The 19,411-nt window shown below is 53.7% G+C and carries 22 protein-coding genes; 6 read left to right on the top strand and 16 right to left on the bottom strand.

The window, feature by feature from the left end:
• The first annotated feature begins 29 nt into the window (after positions 1 to 29).
• Complete coding sequence (locus OCY70_RS03270; RefSeq protein WP_213425865.1) at positions 30 to 890, top strand: phosphatase PAP2 family protein; 861 nt, start codon at positions 30 to 32, stop codon at positions 888 to 890.
• Between the two features lie 239 nt (positions 891 to 1,129).
• Here OCY70_RS03270 and OCY70_RS03265 read toward each other — a convergent pair whose 3' ends face one another.
• From OCY70_RS03265 to OCY70_RS03225, 9 genes are all read right to left on the bottom strand, one after another.
• Positions 1,130 to 1,348, bottom strand: coding sequence for a hypothetical protein (locus OCY70_RS03265; RefSeq protein WP_213425866.1), 219 nt, complete (start codon positions 1,346 to 1,348; stop codon positions 1,130 to 1,132).
• Positions 1,349 to 1,868: 520 nt separating this feature from the next.
• On the bottom strand, positions 1,869 to 2,189 hold the full coding sequence (gene yajC, locus OCY70_RS03260) for a preprotein translocase subunit YajC (protein WP_213425867.1): 321 nt from the start codon (positions 2,187 to 2,189) through the stop codon (positions 1,869 to 1,871).
• A gap of 93 nt (positions 2,190 to 2,282) precedes the next feature.
• Positions 2,283 to 3,422: a tRNA guanosine(34) transglycosylase Tgt gene (gene tgt / locus OCY70_RS03255; RefSeq protein ID WP_213425868.1), complete on the bottom strand. Its 1,140-nt coding sequence runs from the start codon at positions 3,420 to 3,422 to the stop codon at positions 2,283 to 2,285.
• Between the two features lie 26 nt (positions 3,423 to 3,448).
• Positions 3,449 to 4,486, bottom strand: a complete 1,038-nt coding sequence (queA, locus tag OCY70_RS03250; protein ID WP_213425869.1) for a tRNA preQ1(34) S-adenosylmethionine ribosyltransferase-isomerase QueA — start codon at positions 4,484 to 4,486, stop codon at positions 3,449 to 3,451.
• Positions 4,487 to 4,498: 12 nt separating this feature from the next.
• Complete coding sequence (locus OCY70_RS03245) at positions 4,499 to 6,640, bottom strand: SpoIID/LytB domain-containing protein (protein WP_213425870.1); 2,142 nt, start codon at positions 6,638 to 6,640, stop codon at positions 4,499 to 4,501.
• 103 nt (positions 6,641 to 6,743) lie between these two features.
• Complete coding sequence (ruvB, locus tag OCY70_RS03240) at positions 6,744 to 7,745, bottom strand: Holliday junction branch migration DNA helicase RuvB (protein WP_213425871.1); 1,002 nt, start codon at positions 7,743 to 7,745, stop codon at positions 6,744 to 6,746.
• A gap of 15 nt (positions 7,746 to 7,760) precedes the next feature.
• Positions 7,761 to 8,381 carry a Holliday junction branch migration protein RuvA gene (gene ruvA, locus OCY70_RS03235; protein ID WP_213425872.1) on the bottom strand — a complete coding sequence of 207 codons (621 nt, stop codon included), beginning with the start codon at positions 8,379 to 8,381 and terminating at the stop codon, positions 7,761 to 7,763.
• Positions 8,378 to 8,881 (bottom strand): crossover junction endodeoxyribonuclease RuvC, encoded by a 504-nt coding sequence (gene ruvC, locus OCY70_RS03230; RefSeq protein WP_213425873.1) that lies wholly within the window; start codon positions 8,879 to 8,881, stop codon positions 8,378 to 8,380. The genes ruvA and ruvC overlap by 4 nt, the downstream gene beginning before the upstream one ends.
• A 177-nt stretch (positions 8,882 to 9,058) precedes the next feature.
• Complete coding sequence (locus tag OCY70_RS03225) at positions 9,059 to 10,210, bottom strand: cation:proton antiporter (RefSeq protein ID WP_213425874.1); 1,152 nt, start codon at positions 10,208 to 10,210, stop codon at positions 9,059 to 9,061.
• A gap of 347 nt (positions 10,211 to 10,557) precedes the next feature.
• Between OCY70_RS03225 and OCY70_RS03220 the strand changes: the two genes are divergently transcribed.
• Positions 10,558 to 11,916, top strand: coding sequence for an IS1182 family transposase (locus tag OCY70_RS03220; protein ID WP_261944512.1), 1,359 nt, complete (start codon positions 10,558 to 10,560; stop codon positions 11,914 to 11,916).
• Between the two features lie 336 nt (positions 11,917 to 12,252).
• On the opposite strand, the gene OCY70_RS03215 is transcribed toward OCY70_RS03220, so the two are convergent.
• The 5 genes from OCY70_RS03215 to sigY all read right to left on the bottom strand — a co-directional run bounded on the left by OCY70_RS03215 (position 12,253) and on the right by sigY (position 14,728).
• On the bottom strand, positions 12,253 to 12,408 hold the full coding sequence (locus tag OCY70_RS03215) for a hypothetical protein (protein WP_213431404.1): 156 nt from the start codon (positions 12,406 to 12,408) through the stop codon (positions 12,253 to 12,255).
• Positions 12,409 to 12,675: 267 nt separating this feature from the next.
• Positions 12,676 to 13,407, bottom strand: coding sequence for a BofC C-terminal domain-containing protein (locus OCY70_RS03210; protein WP_213431403.1), 732 nt, complete (start codon positions 13,405 to 13,407; stop codon positions 12,676 to 12,678).
• 154 nt (positions 13,408 to 13,561) lie between these two features.
• Entirely contained in the window at positions 13,562 to 13,795 is a 234-nt protein-coding gene (locus OCY70_RS03205; protein ID WP_213431402.1) for a sigmaY antisigma factor component, read from the bottom strand.
• Entirely contained in the window at positions 13,792 to 14,202 is a 411-nt protein-coding gene (locus OCY70_RS03200) for a YxlC family protein (protein ID WP_213431401.1), read from the bottom strand. Before OCY70_RS03200 ends, OCY70_RS03205 begins: the two co-directional genes overlap by 4 nt.
• Entirely contained in the window at positions 14,186 to 14,728 is a 543-nt protein-coding gene (gene sigY, locus OCY70_RS03195; RefSeq protein ID WP_213431400.1) for an RNA polymerase sigma factor SigY, read from the bottom strand. The genes OCY70_RS03200 and sigY overlap by 17 nt, the downstream gene beginning before the upstream one ends.
• Positions 14,729 to 15,015: 287 nt before the next feature.
• Here sigY and OCY70_RS03190 point away from each other — a divergent pair.
• A protein-coding gene (locus OCY70_RS03190; RefSeq protein WP_390905211.1) for an IS5 family transposase occupies positions 15,016 to 15,779 on the top strand; the annotation gives its coding sequence in 2 pieces (ribosomal slippage) (positions 15,016 to 15,352 and positions 15,352 to 15,779; 765 coding nt in all).
• Between the two features lie 308 nt (positions 15,780 to 16,087).
• The gene (locus tag OCY70_RS03185) at positions 16,088 to 16,663 is read left to right on the top strand and encodes an RNA polymerase sigma factor (RefSeq protein ID WP_213429185.1); all 576 of its coding nucleotides are present in this window, start codon (positions 16,088 to 16,090) and stop codon (positions 16,661 to 16,663) included.
• Between the two features lie 90 nt (positions 16,664 to 16,753).
• Here the strand turns inward: OCY70_RS03185 and OCY70_RS03180 are convergent, their stop codons facing one another.
• Together OCY70_RS03180 and OCY70_RS03175 are read right to left on the bottom strand one after the other, a co-directional pair.
• On the bottom strand, positions 16,754 to 17,470 hold the full coding sequence (locus OCY70_RS03180) for a type 1 glutamine amidotransferase (RefSeq protein ID WP_213429184.1): 717 nt from the start codon (positions 17,468 to 17,470) through the stop codon (positions 16,754 to 16,756).
• A gap of 15 nt (positions 17,471 to 17,485) precedes the next feature.
• Positions 17,486 to 17,794, bottom strand: a complete 309-nt coding sequence (locus OCY70_RS03175) for a hypothetical protein (RefSeq protein ID WP_213429183.1) — start codon at positions 17,792 to 17,794, stop codon at positions 17,486 to 17,488.
• Positions 17,795 to 18,054: 260 nt separating this feature from the next.
• Here OCY70_RS03175 and OCY70_RS03170 point away from each other — a divergent pair, with 260 nt between their 5' ends.
• Positions 18,055 to 18,852 (top strand): DUF817 domain-containing protein, encoded by a 798-nt coding sequence (locus OCY70_RS03170; RefSeq protein WP_213429182.1) that lies wholly within the window; start codon positions 18,055 to 18,057, stop codon positions 18,850 to 18,852.
• Between the two features lie 91 nt (positions 18,853 to 18,943).
• Complete coding sequence (locus tag OCY70_RS03165) at positions 18,944 to 19,405, top strand: DUF2975 domain-containing protein (protein WP_249725307.1); 462 nt, start codon at positions 18,944 to 18,946, stop codon at positions 19,403 to 19,405.
• Positions 19,406 to 19,411: the final 6 nt, after the last annotated feature.

Below are 19,411 nucleotides of genomic sequence, written 5' to 3'. Positions count from 1 at the left end.
GTTTACCGGAAATATATAGGGGGATAGATGTGGTATTATTTCACTCCATGCAGACGGTCACCTTCTGGACTATCGCGGTCGTTATCCTGCTGCTATGGTTCGGATCAGGCAAGCAGCCGCTGGCTGTCGTCGCTGCATTTTATAAGGCTTTGCGGCATACCCGCTCTTTCCTGTTCGCTTTTATTGGTCTCATCCTTATCTTGCTCGTGAACAATTTTGAACTGACCATCGAAAAAGCGCTGGCCGTCAACTGGGATTTTACCTCCCATATTCATCAGCTGGAAGGCCAATTCGTGCACACCATTCAGAAGCTGTTCCATCATCCGCTTCTTACCCAGGTTGTCGCTTTTTTTTATATTGTTGTCTTCCAGTCGCTCATTGTCGGATCCATCGCCATCTATATCGCCAAGGATAATCTTCCCATGGCGCGCGCGGTATGCTACGCGGTCATCATCAATTATGCGGTAGCCATCCCGTTCTATCTGTTCTTCCCGGTGAACGAAGTATGGTCCTATCCGCCGGCCGCCGTCGAGTTCCGCATGCTGGACGTATTTCCGTCCTTCGAAGAGAACTATCGGCAATTATCCGGACTGGATAACTGCTTCCCGAGCTTGCATACGTCGATATCGGTGACGGTCGCGCTGCTCGCGTCGCAATCCGGCAACCGCCGTTGGGCGATCTTCACCTCGATTAGCGCCCTGATCGTCATCTTCTCGATCTTCTACCTCGGCATTCATTGGCTGACAGACATGATCGCGGGAACGATACTGGCCGTAACTGCCTCCTGGCTCGGCATGAAATGGGCGGGGGTCCGCGCTTCGTGGAAGACGGAGCTGTCCCAGCGCGGCGGCAAGGCGTATACCAAATCGTGTGAGGATTCGAAAATCTGAAAATGGGCAAAAAAAGCGATGTCTCTGACGAGGCATCGCTTCAGATTGAAGACCAACTCCCGCGTAATACTGCAGTTGCGAGAGTTCTTTACGTTTTTATCCATATTACAAGTTAGGAGAGGGCGACCGGTCTTCCAGAGCCTGGTCGCCTTTTTACAGATAGCCGGGTTCGAGCGATACATTTTATAACCATCATGGTTCGTTGTTTCGTAAGACAGTGCCGGATTTCCTTGACATAATTAACAGTCATAATGCTCATTGTACACGGATTCATGCTTTTTAAAGAAGCCTTCTTTCGTTTGAGGACGGACATAGGGCAGGACAGGACGAATCTCTCGTTCTTGCAGCGTTTTGTAAATAGCTGGCATCTTGTAGTCTGCATCCGCCAGCAACCGCTTGTGGAGCCGGAACCAGATGAGCAGCCTCTTGGAGAACATCTTCGAGGACTTGGCTGTCATGAACATTTCCAAGTGTTACTTTAACCCCGAGTACAAACCCGTTCCGACAGAGGCAGAAGCTGCGTTAATCCCGCCGCTCTAATTCATCCCGCTCCACTAAAGCTGCAGAATCTCCCGCCACTCTAGTCATTTGCTCCGCCAATACTGCAAGAATGCAGCAATTTCATTGACACGAGGTTGCGAAAATAAGATTGCTGCAAAAATACAGCAATTAGCCTACGGCAAGGCATAAATAGCGTTCAAAATGGCGAAATAATGTAATTTTGCAGGATTTTCTCGGAATTTAGCCTCTTGAGGTTAAAAATGCTGCGCCTGTACAGCAATTTCATACGGGGACTAGCTTGCTTCATGCGCGGACCAGCTTGCCCTAACCTAAGCTGTCCTGCCTCCCCCGGCCCCGCCCTTCATAAGAAAAAAGACTGTCGACAGGACTTTGTCGACAGTCTGAAGCGATGTCTCTGACGAGACATCACTGTATGCATGATGCGATAAAAATCGTGTTCGGTAAAAGGCGACAAGATTATGATGACGCGCTTGCGGCTTCCTCGCTCTTGACCACCGTGCTAATCGCATTGCGGTCAAATGTCATCTTCGTAACATCATTGACGCGAAGAACGACGATGTCGTCGGTAATCTCCATAATCGTGCCATGAAGGCCGCCAATCGTCACGATTTTGTCCCCTTTTTTCAACTGGTTCAGCATCGCATTGCGCTGCTTCTGCTTCTTCTGCTGCGGGCGGATCAACAGGAAATAGAACACCGCAAACATCAAAACGAATGGCAGCAGCATCGTCAACAACCCGCCGCCAGCGCCCGGATCAGCTGCTCCGGCTAAAAACATGGACAATCCCCCTTTCTCCAAATGGTTAACCTATGTATGGACTCCTCCTGCCAATGCCCTTGTCTATCTGCGCACTCAGCCATCGGCGGTCCATTAAAAGCCGCTCTCGTTGCGATCCATTCCGTAAGCTTCAAAAAATTCATCCCGGAAGTCACGCAACCGATCTTCGCGAATGGCTTCACGAACTTGACGCATCAGATTCAACAGGAAGTACAAATTGTGATACGTCGTCAGGCGCAAGCCAAACGTCTCATCCGCCTTAATCAAATGGCGGAGATACGCCCGCGAATAATTGCGGCACGTATAACAATCGCAGTTCGGATCAAGCGGTCCGAAATCCCTTGTGAACTTGGCATTCCGCACGACGAGACGGCCTTGGCTCGTCATCGTTGTCCCGTTGCGCGCGATACGGGTAGGCAGGACGCAATCGAACATGTCGATTCCGCGCATCGATCCTTCCACCAATGCATCCGGCGATCCGACGCCCATCAAGTATCGCGGCTTGCTGTCAGGCAAGAGGGGCACCGTCGTCTCCAATACCTCATACATCAACGGCTTCGGCTCGCCCACACTGAGTCCTCCAATAGCATACCCCGGGAAATCCATCGAAGTCAAATCCTTGGCGCTCTGTATGCGCAGATCTTCATACATTCCGCCCTGCACGATAGCGAACAGCGCCTGATCATGCGGTCTCGCATGACTGTTCAGGCATCGTTCCGCCCAGCGGGTCGTCCGCTCCAGCGAATGCTTTACGTAGCTGCGCTCGGCAGGATACGGAGCGCACTCGTCGAACGCCATCATAATGTCGGAACCGAGCGCGTTCTGAATCTCCATCGCTTTCTCCGGGGAGATGAACAGCTTGTCTCCGTTCAGATGGGAACGGAAATGAACGCCTTCCTCTTCAATATTGCGCATATCGCTTAAGCTGAAAACCTGGAATCCGCCGCTGTCCGTCAAGATCGCGCGGTCCCAGTTCATGAATTTATGCAAGCCGCCCGCTTCCCGTACGATCTCATGTCCCGGCCGCAGAAAAAGATGATACGTATTGCTCAAAATAATTTTCGCGTTCATCTCCTTCAATTCTTCCGGGCTCATCGTCTTGACCGTCGCCTGGGTGCCGACCGGCATGAAGGTTGGCGTCTCGAACGAACCGTGCGGCGTATGGACGATGCCCAGGCGCGCGCCGGTCTGCTTGCATGTCTTAATCAATTCATAGGTTACTGCTGCTGCCATCGTTCATCATCCTTGTCGTAAGTAGGTTAGTCGTCTGTGAAGATAAACATCGCATCGCCGAAGCTGAAGAACCGGTATTCTTGTTCTATCGCTTCCCGGTAAGCCGCCATAATATGCTCCCGGCCGGCGAAGGCGCTGACGAGCATCACCAGGGTCGACTTCGGCAGATGGAAGTTCGTCAGCAGGGAGTCGACAAGCCGGAATTCGTATCCCGGGTAGATAAAAATATCCGTCCAGCCCGAGCATGCCGCCACCGGCTCTGCACCGTAACGGCCGGCTACCGTCTCCAGCGTCCGGCATGAAGTGGTGCCGGCCGCGATGATCCGGCCGCCCGAGCTTCTCGTCTCGTTAATGAGCGCCGCCGTCTCCTCGGACATCTCATAATATTCGGCGTGCATCACATGCTCCTCGACCACGTCCGCCGACATCGGCCGGAACGTGCCGAGACCGACATGAAGCGTGATCATGGCGATGCGCACCCCTTTGGCCCGAATCTGCTCCAGGATGCGGTCCGTAAAATGAAGACCCGCTGTCGGAGCCGCAGCCGAGCCTTCGCGCTTCGCGTATACCGTCTGATAACGCTCCCGGTCTTCCAACTGTTCCTTAATGTATGGAGGAAGCGGCATCTGCCCCAACCGATCGAGAATCTCATTGAAGATGCCCGCATACTCGAAGCGGATGAGCCGCCCGCCCATGTCGCGCTCCTCGATGACGGTCCCCGTCAGCTCGTCCCCGAAGTGGACGGTTGCCCCCTTCTTCAACCGCTTGGCCGGCTTCACCAGCACTTCCCATACATCATCCTGCTCCTGCTTCAGCAGCAGCACCTCGACATGCCCGCCCGTGTCCGGCTTGACGCCGTACAGGCGGGCCGGGATGACCCGCGTATCGTTCAGAACCAGCAGATCCCCCGGCTTCAAGTATTCAATAATATCGGGAAAAGTCCGGTGCTCCACTTCTCCGGTCCGCCGGTTCAATGCCAACAGGCGCGATGCCGTTCGATCCGGCAGCGGCGTCTGAGCGATGAGGCGTTCCGGCAAGTGAAAATCAAATAAATTTACATCCATGTTGTTTATGCCCTACCGTTTCACTAAATCTACATTTTTATAGTAGTATTTCAAGATCGCTTCATAGTCATACCCTAGGTCGGCCAGACCCTTCGCCCCCCATTGCGACATGCCGACGCCATGGCCGTTGCCGTGTCCGACGAACAGGAAGGATGGCTCCTTCGACAGCACTTCCGCCTTGCCCTTGCCGTCAACGGCCACCGAGTCCGATGGCAGAGGCGATCCGCTGGCGTCGCCGGAGCCTTGGGCTGCCGAACCCGCCAGCTTCGTGTCCTTCACCTTGCCGTCCGCGCCGATCACAGCGGCGGTCCCGGCCGGCACGATATCGAATAGCGTGCTCGGCAAGCCGCCGAACGCGCTGCGGAAATTGTCCGGATAGCTCACCCCGACAGGAACGCCGTTCGCTTCGATCTTGGTCACGCGCCCCGAAGGTCCGCGCTCGGTAATCTTCAAGCTCGTTACCGGTCCGTTCAGCTCCGTCTTGGTCCGCTCCTTGAGCCAGGCGGTAATCTGGGAAGAGGTATATGGCCCGCGGACCCAATTCATCTCGGTCGATTCCGGCACCGTATCGATGACGGTCATCTCCGTCCCCTCGTTCACCTTCGCTACGGGAGCGACGTTCGATTGAATCGCGGGGATCGGTCTTACGTTCGTTCCGTCCTCAATCGCGGTGACCTGCTCGAAGCCGGCTTCATTGTTGCGGTTCACCGGACGAACGACATCTTCCCGCACATAACCGCTCTTTCCGTCCGGCAGGATCACCTGGAACCATGATTTTTTGCCCTCCAGCACCCCTTCGTCCGGGCTGTCAACCACCTGGAAATAGCCATAGTCTCCGCCCCAGATCTCGCTCGGATCGGCGGTCTTCCCTCCGGCATTGGAATGGTAGATGGCTTCGATCAGCTTCCCGTCCTGCATGAGCACTTCCCCTGCCGTCGCTTCGACCGCTTTGCGGATGTTGGCATGCTCCTTCTCTACCCCGAAGTACGCCTGGCTTAACGTCGTATCGACCACATTGGCAATCTCGAACTTGTCATTCTGGTAGAGCGCGAACGTCCGCGCCGCGACCGCCTGAGCCTTCAGCGCTTCCTGCGGCCATTCGGCATACACCTCGCCTCCTACCACAGAGACCAAATATTGCTCAAGCGGAACCTCATTGACGAGCGCCAGCTTATCCTTGTGAAGACTGACCTCCATATCGCCGCGATAGGCCCGGCCGTAGCGCTCTGTGACCTGCATCGTGCTCGGCGTGCTCGTTGACACCATCCATTTGGCGTCGCCGTTCACGCGGTAATGCGTAATCGGCTGGTCTTCGCCGGCTTCCTTCATATGTATAAGTGCGCCTTCCGCCTGCGGAGTTGAGGCTGTCAAGGAGGCCTGGGCCATTTTCTTCTTAATGTCGGCCAGATCGGCTGCGGACGCCGCTTGTCCGGCCCATACCGCTGCCCGGTTCTTCCCGTTGTCCGGTATCGTCACGAGATAGGCGTCGATATCGGCATCCAGCAGCGTCTTCAGCGTTGATGCCGCCTCCTTCTCGGACGAATAGGTTCCGGCCTGCACATAATTCGGACCTGCTACTCTGGGCTTGTAGTCCTGCACCAGTTCCATCAAGGCTTGATCGTCCTTCATCCGGTCAAGCGCCTGACCGGCCGCCTTCTCGGTCGTGTAGCTGCCCGCATAGACCGCATAGAATGCGGCGCCGCGGCGGCTGAATTCAATCATGACGGCGGTGTCCTTCGCATCCGCTTGCTTCAGGACCGCCAGAGCGGCCGCCTTGTTCTTCGATTCGTACAGCTTGATTTTGTAATCATCGGCACTGAAGCGGATCGTCCCCTCCGCCTTCAACGTTCCTGACGCTCCGGCTCCGCGGGCTCCGATCTGAAGCCCGACGGTTGAATTCAAGGTCACCTGAGGCGTCTGGCCCGGCGAGCGGCTGCCCAAATCGGCGAATAAGGCGACACGAATCGGCTCCGATACGATCTGCTCCGGTGACTTGGCTCCCGCCTTGGCCGCTTGTCCATTGTCTGCAAAAGCAACCGCCGGCGCCGCAGGGAAGCCTCCTGCAGGCAGCATCGCGGCTCCCCCGAGCAGCAGCGTGCCCGCTACGGCGCCGGTGACGGTTCTTCGAATCACATTCCGGTAGGTGGTTGTCATATTCTTCAGTTCCCCTTCCTGCTTGTCCTGTCTAGTTGATGTTGATGTGCTGTCTTTTCAAAGGTCTGTCGGGACAAATAATTACTATCGATAGCGGATGAATTTATTTCTCTGGAATGGGCAATCCTAGATGGTGGTATGCCTGATGCGTAACCATGCGCCCTCGGGGCGTCCGCTGCAGAAATCCGATCTGCAGCAGATAAGGTTCATATACATCTTCGATTGTCTGGCTCTCCTCCCCGATCGTCGCGGCAATCGTATCCAGCCCGACCGGACCGCCGCGGAAATGGGAGATCATCGCCTGAAGCATCTTGTGATCGATCGCGTCGAGGCCGAGCGCATCGACCTGGATCAAGTGCAGCGCTTCCCCCGCCAAGGCCGGCGTGATAATCCCGTCGCCGCGCACTTGAGCGAAGTCGCGCACACGCTTCAGCAGCCGGTTCGCAATCCGCGGCGTGCCCCGCGAGCGGATCGCGATCTCGTCGCTTGCCTCGCCTGTAATCGGGACATCCAAAATATCGGCGGCGCGGCTCACGATGAAGCTAAGCTCATCCTTGCTGTAATATTCCAGCCTGCTGACGACGCCGAAGCGATCGCGAAGCGGCGCCGAGAGCAGGCCTGCCCGCGTCGTTGCCCCGATAAGAGTAAAGCGGGGCAGATCGAGGCGGACGGAGCGCGCGCTCGGGCCTTTGCCGATAATGATGTCGAGCGCGAAATCCTCCATCGCCGGATACAATACTTCCTCCACCGTCCGGTGAAGCCGGTGGATCTCATCGATGAACAACACATCGCCTTCCTGCAGATTGGTCAGCAAGGCCGCCAAGTCTCCCGGCCGCTCGATAGCCGGACCCGAGGTCGTGCGGATGTTCACGCCCATCTCGTTGGCGATAATGTTGGACAGCGTCGTCTTGCCCAATCCGGGCGGACCGTACAGCAGCACGTGATCGAGCGCTTCCTTGCGCATTTTGGCCGCTTCGATGAATATTTTCAGATTGTCCTTCACCTGGTTCTGCCCTATGTATTCAGACAAATAACGCGGACGCAGGCTCAACTCGACCGCCTGATCCTCCATCATATAATTGGCTGAAATGATGCGTTCTTCCATCTGTACCGCCTCTCCTTACCCTGTGAACAGCAATTGCAGCGCCTTCTTCATGAGCGAGTCGACCGACTCGTCCGCATGGACGCGATGCTGCAGATCGTTCCAGACCCGTTCCAGTTCCACGTCCTTGTACCCAAGCGCCTTCAGCGCTTCGCGGGCTTCGTCCCACGCGCCGTCTTCCCGATCGCCCTCGATCGTCTGCACCTCTGCGAACAGCGCTCCCGGGTCGATATCCCAGCCCATGCCGTCCAGCTTGTCCTTCAAATCAAGCACGATGCGCTGAGCCGTCTTCTTCCCGATTCCGGGCAGCTTCGTCAGGAACGAATAGTTCTCCTGCTGAATCGCCGCCACGACCGAATCCGGATTCCCCGCGCTTAAAATGCCGAGCGCCACCTTCGGTCCGACGCCGCTGACCTCGATCAGGCGGCGGAACAGCTTCTGCTCCTGCCGCGACGCGAACCCGAACAGCAGAATCGCGTCCTCCCGCACATGATGATGCGTATATACCGTAACGGCCGCCTCCGACTTCGCAAACGCGTACGGGTTCGGCGTATAGATGCGATATCCGATCCCTTGAACATCCAATACCACATAATCGGCTTCCCAATGGACCACCGGTCCGCGAACAAAATCAATCATGGACGCAATACTCCGTTCAATTTGTTATGTAATCCGCTGGAATGGGCGTGGCATAGCGCCACGGCCAAGGCGTCCGCCACATCGTCCGGCTTCGGTATCGCCTTCAGCTTCAGCAGCAGCCGCACCATCTCCTGCACCTGTCTCTTCTCGGCGTTGCCGTAACCGACTACCGCCTGCTTCACCTGCATCGGGGTGTACTCCCCGATCGGAATGCCCCGCTTCGCGGCCGCGAGAATGACGACGCCGCGGGCTTGTCCTACGCTGAAGGCATTCGTTACGTTGCGGTTGAAGAACAACTTCTCGATCGCCATCGCGTCCGGCTTATACCGGTCCAGCAATTCCTCCGCCGCTTCGAACACCTGCAGCAGCCGAATCTCCGAAGCGGTAGCCGAATCGGTCTGGATACAGCCATATTGTACGGGAATGACCTTGTTGCCGATTTTATCCACAAATCCGAAGCCGACAATGGCAATGCCCGGGTCAATTCCTAATATTCGCAAAAAAAATCTCTCCCTAACGATTCCGTGTGTGTCTAGCGAACATATGTGTTCACTCCATTATAACACAGATCGTAAGGAAGAGAATGAGTCTTTCCGCCGCAATTGGCAGGCTTGAACGGGGATGAAAAGGCCGCGTCCGAAGCCTGGCCAAACGCCGGATGGCCGCGGCGAGTGGCTTCAGGAACGGTTTCCGCCGTGGCGAAAAGCCAATTTGAGCATCGGCGGCGTGACGAGCGTCGTCACGATGATGATGATGACGAGAGGAGTGAACAGGGCCGGGTCGAACAGCGCCCCCTCCAGGCCTGCTGTGGCGATGATGAGGGCGACCTCGCCGCGGGATACCATCCCCGATCCGATGCCGAACGCGCTCCGGCGGCCGAAGCCCGTCATGCGCGCGCCCAGCATGCAGCCGAACAGCTTGGTGGCAATCGCGAGCACCGAAAATAGCAGCATAAATCCAACATGCTGACCCAACCCTGCGAAGGTGACCTCCAGTCCGACGCTGACGAAGAAGACCGGCACGAAAATTCCGTAAGCGATCGGCTCCAGCCGATGCTCCACCTCCTGCTTGAAGTCGGTCTGCGAGATGGCGATACCGGCGGCAAACGCGCCGATAATGCCGGCTACGCCCAATTGCTCCGCGGCATAAGAGAAGGCGAAGCAGATGATGAGCGCCGCGCTGATCACCGCTTCGCTTACCTTCAATGGAGCAAGCCATCTCATCAGGAGGGGCACGGCGTAGATGCCCGCGGCAATCGCCCCGGCGAAGAAAATGACCTTCTTGCCGACGATCCATCCAAGGGAAGCCTGATCCGTTCCCGCTCCGAGAAGACTCAGCATGAAGGCCAGCAGGATGACGACGACAACATCATCGACGACGGCGGCTCCGAGAATCGTCGTTCCTTCCCTGGAGCTGAGCTGTCCGAGATCCTTCAGCGTCTGAACCGAGATGCTGACGGAAGTGGCACACAGCAGCAGCCCGATGAACAGCGACTGTCCTTGATCCAAACCGAGAGCAATCCCTCCGAGATACCCGCCGATGAAGGGCAAAATAATGCCGCCGAGAGCGACGGCAACCGAAGCTTTCCAGTTCTGCTTCAACTGGTCCAGGTCAGTCTCCAGACCCGCGATGAACATGAGCAGAATGACGCCGACCTCGGCCATGTCGCGGACGATCTCCCCGTTGGTCACCCAGCCCAAGACCGCAGGGCCGACAATGATGCCGACGATCAGCTTCCCCAGCACGGAGGGCTGGCCCAGCCTTACCGTCAAATCTCCGGCCAGCTTGGTCGCCGTCAGCACGATGAGGAGCATCAGCACGATATCCATGCGCATCCTCCTTCCTTAGAGGCGGTTAACCCCATTTACTTCCGGTGTCGAGAACCGGCCAGTTGCGGCATTGGAATCAGCCGATTCTTATCATTCCACCGCAGCGGACAAAAAATGAGGACGCCCCAAGGGACATCCTTATTCCAGACTGTCGACAAAGTCCTGTCGACAGTTATTTTTTTAGGAAGGGCGGAGCCGGGGAAGGCAGAGCAGGTTAGGGCAAGCTGGTCCCCGCATGAAATTGCTGCACAGGCCAGAGTGTTGAGAAAGTCTATGTTAATTACCCATTCACCGCGTTAATTTGGTATAATGTTCTTATCATAATCCATGGAAAGCGCGGTGTTTGTATGCTTTACACGAATGATCCCAACCCACAACTGGACTATGAACTGGTTTGTCTTGAGCATATGGTTGCCCCTGATCACTTGCTTCGTCATATCGATAAACATATTGATTTTACCTTTATTTTGGACCTTGTGCGTCCTTACTACAGCGAGTCGAACGGCCGACCATCTGTGGATCCCATTGTGTTCTTTAAAATGCTGCTGATCGGCTACTTGTATAACATTCGCTCAGAGCGAGAACTGGAGCGAGTCGTCAACGATTCCCTGGCTTTTCGGTGGTTCTTACGGCTCGGGCTTTCCGGCAAAGCGCCTGACCATTCGATCTTTAGCTGGAACCGGAAAAATCGGTTTAAGGATACTACCGTCTTCCAAGATATCTTCGATAATATCGTTCAGCAGGCGATTCAGCACAACATGGTGGGAGGGCGGCTGCTCTTTACCGACTCCACGCATATCAAGGCAAATGCCAATAACGGACGGTACGAGAAACGAGAAGTCACTTGTACGCCTTATGAATATCTCCAAGAGCTGGAGCAAGCCGTGAATGAGGATCGGGTCGCTTTTGGAAAAAAGCCACTGCCTCCCAAAGAGGAGGCCGAAACCAAGGAACAAAAAGTTAGCTTAACAGATCCGGATAGCGGAAACCTGAATCGGGATGGAAAACCGGAAGGGTTTCATTATTTAGATCACCGCACCGTAGATCATAAATACAACGTGATTACGGACTGCTACGTTACGCCTGGAAATGTGAATGATTCGGTTGTTTATGTGGATCGTCTACTACATCAAATAGAGAAGTTTGGCTGGGAAAAGTCGCTGGAGGCCGTTGCACTCGACTCTGGTTACATGACGGCCTATGTTTGTTACCGTACGAACAAATTAAACATCACGGCAGTTATTCCAGAGCGTTCGACCCGTGAACACGGTGTATTTCCCAAAGAGAAATTTCATTATGATGCAGAAAAGAATGTTTTTATCTGTCCAAACCAGCAAGAACTCACGTACCGCACCACAACACGAAAAGGATTCAGAGATTATAAATCCGATCCCAAACAATGCGCTGCCTGTCCATTATTGAGCAAGTGTAACGAGAACAAAAATAAACAACGCACCATACAACGGCATATCTGGGAAGAACACAAAGAGAAAGTAGTTCAAAACTTCCAGAGTGAGAGCGGAAAAGCCGTTTATGCCCTACGCGCCCAAACCATTGAGCGAAGTTTCGCGGATGCCAAAGTGCTCCATGGACTTCGCTATTGCCGGTTTCGGGGAAGAGACAAGGTGCAGGAGCAAGTGCTAATGACAGCCACTGCACAGAACATAAAAAAGATAGCCACACATCTCGCCAGAAGGGTGGGGTAAAGCAAAGACCCCATCCCCCCTCCATTCTCTCTCACCAAACACCACTTTTTCCCAGCAAAATGATATTACAATGATATTACTTCGTAAAAAACAGGGGTTTTCCAACAGCCTGACAGGCGCAGCATTTTTTACCTCAAGAGGTCAAATTCCGAGAAAATCCTGCAAAATTACATTATTTCGCCATTTTGAATGCCATTTATGCCTTGCCGTAGGGTAATTGCTGTATTTTTGCAGCAAGCCTATTTTCGCCACCTCAGATCATTGAAATTGCTGCATTCTTGCAGTCTTGGCGGAGCAGATGACTAGAGCCGCGGGAGAGATTGCCCGGACGGATCCTCATCCGCTCCCCGCGGCCGAATGATGAATTTTTTTGCGTTCTGCGCAGCAATCCGTCTTTTGCCGGACTTCATACCGCTTCATTTCTATCCGCATGACCATATCGAGGAGGTGCTTCACGCCGAAGCGGCCGCTCCGCCGCGGCTCCCGTTGCATCCGTACCGCCAAATATTGGAGGAGTTCATGGGAATTTCTTCCGAATCCGGGTTATTTGCGGGGACATGCTTGTGCAGGAGATGAGGCTGCTGACCGAGCAAGGGCTGCCTGACAAGGAATTGATTCTTACGGATTGGAATTCGACCGTCTATGAGGGAATTGACGAATGACAACGTGGATAAGGCGGCCCAGCTCGCCAAAAGCATTGTCGACAGTCTTAAATAAGGACGCCCGAAGGGACGTCCTCATTCGTATCTGATCCGGCTGTCAATTGGCCTCCTCCGCCTGCTTCATCACTTTCTGCGAGGCTTCCACCGCATAATCGCTGAAGGTGGACAGGACGCTGTGATATTCATCGGTATCCGTAATCAGAATGCCGTCATACAGCTGCTGGAGCACATTGGGCGGGAGCGTGCTCTCCATCGATTCGACATCGATTTGGAAAAAGGTCCGAATCACTTTTTTCTGCTCGGGCGGGCCTTCGTACAGCGTCAGATTCCCGTCCTCGTCGAGACTGATGCGGGCATCCTTGCAGCGTTCGGATATTTCCTCGATCTGTTCCTCCATAATGACCCGGCCCGCGTCATCCATCGTGGCGCCCCAATCCGGATGATTCAGCATCAATTGAATGATAGCAGCCGAAGTATGCTTGCCCATCGTCTCTTCCCGCTGGCCGCAAATAAACTGCTGGCGATGAATGACTTCGCGCTTCCGGTCGTCCTGCTGAAGCAGCTCATTAAGCACGAGCCGGGAAGAATCATGCAGCTTGGCGAACTCATCGTCCTGCATCGCCGCGAATGTTTCGATCGAGATGGGCGTCTCCCGCTCGTAAATGAGCTGACGGATCTCCATCGACATGCGGATTCCTAAGGTCAGGGCACCAAAAAATAATACAATAGCGGCGAGCCACCAGATCGGGCCTTTCATGCGGCGAATATCCTGTTTCCATTGCTTTACCCGATAAGAGAACCGGGAATGGGAACGATGTTCTCGAGTCATGACAATCCCCTCTTACTTTTTTAACCATAGTGTGGCCCAATAGAGGGGGATGTTATACCAACAGAAGCGTTCCCCGAACGCGTCAACGGCCATCCGGGAGAAGGCTGCTCCGGTTCTGCAGCAGGATGGCGGCCCATGCCGCGCATCCGGCGTTTCATCTGTCCGGATGATTCCGATCGCGCTTTTTCCGCCAAGGCTTCACGACGAACAGTAAGTAGCACAATAGGGGCGTCGGCGTGCCCGTGAAGCCCCAAATTCCCCAGAACCACGGATATTTCCCGCGCTTACGGGCATCCAGGAACAGCCATGTGCCTTGCGCAACCAACACAATCGCGATAAGGGCCCATACCCACCACTCGACTTCGTGGAACGTATAATTCCGTTTCATTCCCTCTCACCTTCCTCCGCAGCACGAATCGGCGACTTGAAGAGACAGAACATAATCCCGCCCGCCAGAGCCGCCGCCTGGAAGCCGGCAAAGGCGCGCCAATCTGTGGCGGCCAGCGTCAAGCCCCCGCCGACGAGAATGCAGGCCGCTCCCCAGAGCAGCAGCAGCTCCTTCCACAGCCGGCTGCGCTTGCGCCGGGAGCGGCTGTGCAGCATGCGCTGCAGCTGTTCCACATCCGGAATCTCCACATTCCGCTCGCTGGCCTGATCAAGGCTGGCCCACGCTTGATGCAGCCTGCCCAGCGATTCGGCGTCCGCCTCCCGTTCCGCAGGCGTCGGGTGCGGCTTGTTCCGCCCCGGCTCGGCAGTCATCGCGATATCCAGCTTCTTCTTATTGCGCTTGTTCATCCTTGCTCCACTCCTTCCGCAGCTTCTCCAATCCGTAATGAATTCGGGATTTGACGGTGCCTTCATTCACGTTAAGCATGACCGCGATCTCGGGAATCGCATATCCGTAATAATGCTTGAGCACAATCGGGGCGCGCTGTTCGGCCGGCAATGCTCCCAACTGTTCAAGCAGCAACGACCATTCGACATCGCTCGATTCCATATAATAGCGAAGCTGGCGCGCCGCCTGCTTCTGCTCCGCTTCCTGCCAACGCTGCTCGACCTTTCTCCTTCGCAGCATGTCGATATACAGCCGCGAGCCGATCATGATGAGCCACGACGAAAACTTCATTTTCCCGTTATAGGTGTGTATTTTCTCAAGACAGCGGACCATCGTGTCCTGCACGACTTCTTCCGCCACGCTCGGGTTCATCGTCAGCTTCAGCATATATTTGTGTAAAAAGGAATAGTGCTTATGCAATAAATGGGCCAACGCATCGGTATCGCCGCGAACGGCCTGCCGAATCCATTCCTGCTCCTGATCCACGTGTCCCCCGCCCCCTTCTCGCCTTGCAGCAGGTAAAGTACTTATATTACGTTTCAGTCTGTCCGATCGTTCAATCGGTGATTACGAATGGACCACAAATGATCCGCTGGATGCAAAAAAACTCTTAAGAACCAGTGTAAATGGTCTCCTAAGAGCCTGCCGCTTCGTATCGATGGAAGTTCGTTATTTGAGCCAATCCAAAATGGCCTTGATCGCCAACCCGTGATTTCCTGCTAGGGCGTGTACGCAAACTATCGAAATAGCCAAATATCTGGTAAACTTATCCTATGAGAAGACGATATGAGATACGAGATGACCAATGGGAACGACTCAAAGACCTCTTGCCACCGGAACGGAAACCACAGGGTGGACGTCCGGCAATCGATAACCGAAAAATGTTCAATGCCATGCTTTGGGTGATTCGTTCTGGTGCGCCTTGGCGAGACTTGCCAGAGCATTATGGCTCCTGGAGCAGTGTCTACAGTCGTTTCCGCCGCTGGGAGAAAGCAGGCATCTTTGATCGAATGCTAGACGTTCTGGCTGCCAATCCCGATGACGAAAGTGTTATGCTCGATGCTTCCATCGTTCGTGTTCACCAACACGGCGCGGGGGCAAAAGGGGGCAGCAATTCCAAGCCATCGGACGATCACGCGGAGGATTAACCAGCAAGATTCATGCCGTTGTAGACGGCCTTGGCAATCCGCTACGCTTCGAAGTAACCGCAGGCAACATCAATGATTGTGTAACGGGTTATGAGATCCTGCAAACCCAAGACATACAAGGTAAACATGTTTTGGCGGATCGCGGATACGATACCGATAAAATCATTGCGCTTTTGGAAGAGAAACTGGCCCATTCCGTCATTCCCAGTAAGAAGAATCGCACGATCCAACGTACAACCGACTGGTGGTTGTATAAAGAGCGTCATCTGGTCGAATGCCTGTTCAACAAACTCAAACATAATCGTCGGCTGGCAACTCGGTACGATAAATTGGCCTGTACTTTTGTTGCCTTCTTAAAGCTGGCCTCTTCCATGATCTGGTTGGCTTAAGGTTTGCATACACGCCCTAGAACTTTTTGTGCCTCTTCTCCAAAAAAACGTTCCGATCTGCCGAACATAGACCTCCTCCCCGTAAGAGAAGAGATGCAGCTTCATGATGATTGCCCTTTCTACATGTTTAGACGGCTTGATCTTCCAAAATATGACGAAATATTCACTCAATTTCATAAAATAGAAGTTTTGCTCAATTTATCGACACATATCAAATATGGAACTATATACGATATAAGTATATATTAGTATATATAGGGAATTAAAAAGACGGATAATACATGATCCAACGATGTGGAGGGGGCATTATGGAACAGTGGTTATCTTTTTTGCGCGGCGATTTCCGACACCTGGACCGAGCATCCCAACAATTGACTTATCAATCCTACCGAGAATTCATCTACCGCGATATTTACTTCTTGCTCCAAAATCATGATCTGACGGAAGACGTGATTCAGGAATCCTTCCTGAAAGTCATTGCCTCATCACCTAAATCGAAAAAGCCTGCAAAGATGAAGGCGTGGCTCAAAAAAATCTCGCGGAATACAGCCTATGATTACTTAAGGAAAAATAAAAATTATCAATATCTATCCCATTTGGAAAGCATGGATGAAGAGGATCTCTTCACTTCGGCAGCGGAAACGGCCGTAGCCGATCAAGTGGAGGAGCAAATCCGAGATGAAACGCTTCATGAAGCCCTTGACCAGCTCAATGCCAGATACCGCAATGTGCTGTTCCGGTATTATGTGGAAGATAAATCGCATCGAGAGCTGGCTCGGGAGTTAGGGATCAGCGAGCAGGCTTCCGCGCAATTATTGGTTAGAGCGCGCAAAAAATTACGCTATTATTTTTGCAAAAAATGGGTCGATCGCGAGGAAGGATGATGGATGCCGTTCCCGATGATAGCGAAAGGCGGCGGCAGCCTCCCAATGACCAGCCGTTCCCCGGCTGCATCCCGGGAAGCGGCCGCCGCTTCAAAGCGATTTGTCCATTATGCCATATTTTTTCTCCAATGCATCAAGCAATAGAAATAAAATCGCGTTGGACGCATCCAACAGCTCAGCCTGGCCAACCATGTCCTCCGGACGCTGGATGAACCTGCCCTGCCCAATGTCGCCGGGACAATGCTGAATTAATCTTCTGATGCTTGATTCGCTCGATTCCAGATGGAACTGCAGCCCGATCGCGCAGTCCGCATATTCGAAGGCCTGATGCACGCAGCCTGCGCTCCTAGCGATATGCTTCGCTCCGGGAGGCAATGCGAAGGTGTCCCCATGCCAGTGGAACGGCACGAATATGTCCGGCAACTCCTGAAAAAACGAGGATTCCCGGCTCTCCTCCGTCAAAGTGACGGGGTACCAGCCAATCTCTTTCTCTTCATTTCTGTATACTCTTCCCCCAAGCGCCTCCGCAAGCAGCTGCGCGCCGAGGCAAATGCCCAGCACCAGCTTGTTCCGCCGGACAGACTCCTGGATTAATTTCTTTTCCTGCCCCAGCCATAGAAAGCGCTCTTCGTCATACGCCCCCATCGGACCGCCAAGAATGACAAGCATATCGAATTCCGAAGTAGACGGTAACCGCCCGTTCTCATACAATAAGCTGCCCCTGAGCTGATGACCTTTTTGCTCTGCCCAGGCAGACACTTGTTCAGGTCCTTCAAAAGGAACGTGCTGCAAGTAATGAATGTTCATGTTCACTCCAATTTTTCACCAATCCATATTTTTCCCCGTGTATGAGCCGGAGGTGTTCGAAATGCTGACCATCGATCGCAATGATGACAGGCCCATATGGCAGCAGCTGCTTGACCAGGCGATCCACATATAACGGCCGGCCATTGCCCCCGGGACAATTGCTGCTTCCGTCGCCGGGACTGGATTTGCTTCAAAAGCCTTCATCGTTCCCGCCGTGAGCGCCAACGTATACGGAGATACGCCTTCTCCTATCGGCAAATTCATGTCAATGCTCGGAATACTGATGCCGCCAATCACGTGCAGCAGCACAAACATACCGGCCATTCACGATCCTCCCGCGCGTTTCTTTCCGATTTTTATTATAAACGACTTCATCAAGCAGCGACACCCTGAAAACTAGACAAAATCTGAACATGGATATATTAAACAATAAATATTTATCGAAAAACAATAATTTTTTATTGACCAAGAGAAAGCCGCCGCTTATGATAGTACCTATCGAGCCGCTATGGCGATTCATTCAAGGCACCGCCTGCGGAGGGGCGCGGCGTCCCGGCAGGCGGATTCCAACGCAGGAGGATTGTATGGCTTTCAAGCTTAGATCATTTGCCGAGTTCGGCTGGCAGCAGGCGCTGTCCTGCCTGTTTCCGGCCATTATTTTCGCGGCGCTTGCGCTCACGCGGGCGATCGACATCCCGTTCATGCCCGCTTACGACTTTATGCTACTTGTCTGTATCGCGGTTCAAATCATCATGCTCCGTTCCGGTCTGGAAACGGCTGACGAGCTGAAGGTCATTTGCGTCTTCCATCTGATCGGGCTCGTGCTCGAAATTTACAAGGTTCACATGGGATCATGGGCATACCCGCTCGACGGATGGACCAAGGTGTTCGGCGTGCCGCTCTACAGCGGATTTATGTATGCGAGTGTCGCCAGTTACTTATGCCAGGCGTGGCGCCGCCTGCAGGTGAAGCTGCACAAGTATCCGAAGCCGTGGTGCACCGTCCCGCTCGGCGCGGCGATTTACCTCAATTTCATAACCCACCATTTCATATACGATCTGCGCTGGGTGTTGACCATTCTGCTGTTCGCCGTCTTCTTTCGGTCGTATGTCGAGTATACGGTGCTGGGCGTGACGCGGCGCATGCCGCTCGTGCTGTCGTTTGCGTTAATCGGTTTCTTTATTTGGATAGCGGAAAATATCGGGACATTCCTGGGCGCTTGGCGCTATCCGCATCAAGCCAACGGTTGGAATCTCGTTCAGTGGGGAAAATTCAGCTCGTGGTTCTTGCTGGTTATCGTGTCGTTCATGATCGTCGCCCAGTTGAAGCATGTGAAGGAAGGCCGCTCCCAGAGCAAGGAACGTCCGCTTTCAATGCAATAATATTGAGGTTTACCAAGAAACATGAAAAACATATTGATAAACGATAAATGCAGTGATATGCTATTGCCATTCATTTGATGCGAGGTGCTATATGCTCCGAAGTAAAACTGCCTTCCTCAAGCTGGCGATCGCCATGATTGGGTTTGCGGCTTTGATTCTGTGTCTATTCTGGCTGCCCGGATTCGTGACAAGCCATGCGGCGAAGAACCCCGATTATGTTCCTTTGAAATATTCGGCGCTCATCATTGTATATACGACGGCAATCCCGTTTTATATTGCGCTCTATCACGCGCTGAAGCTGCTTCACTATATTGAACGGCGAAATGCGTTTTCCGAATGCGCGGTAGCATCGTTGAGACATATCAAGCAGTGCGCCGGCGCGATCGCGATCGTCTATGTTATAGCCGGCATATTCCTTGGTATGCAGGGCGTCCTGTTTACTTCCATCGCCGTGATAGGAGGAGTCATCATTTTTGCCGCTTCCACGGTAGCGATTTTTGCGGCAGTGCTTCAAGAGCTGCTAACCCACGCACTTGAAATCAACCGAAAATGATTTGAC

This window comes from Paenibacillus melissococcoides, from assembly GCA_944800085.1.
GTDB classification, from domain to species: domain Bacteria; phylum Bacillota; class Bacilli; order Paenibacillales; family Paenibacillaceae; genus Paenibacillus_B; species Paenibacillus_B melissococcoides.
The sequence above is the reverse complement of the archived record's forward strand: the minus strand, read 5'-3'. Positions and strand labels throughout refer to the sequence as shown.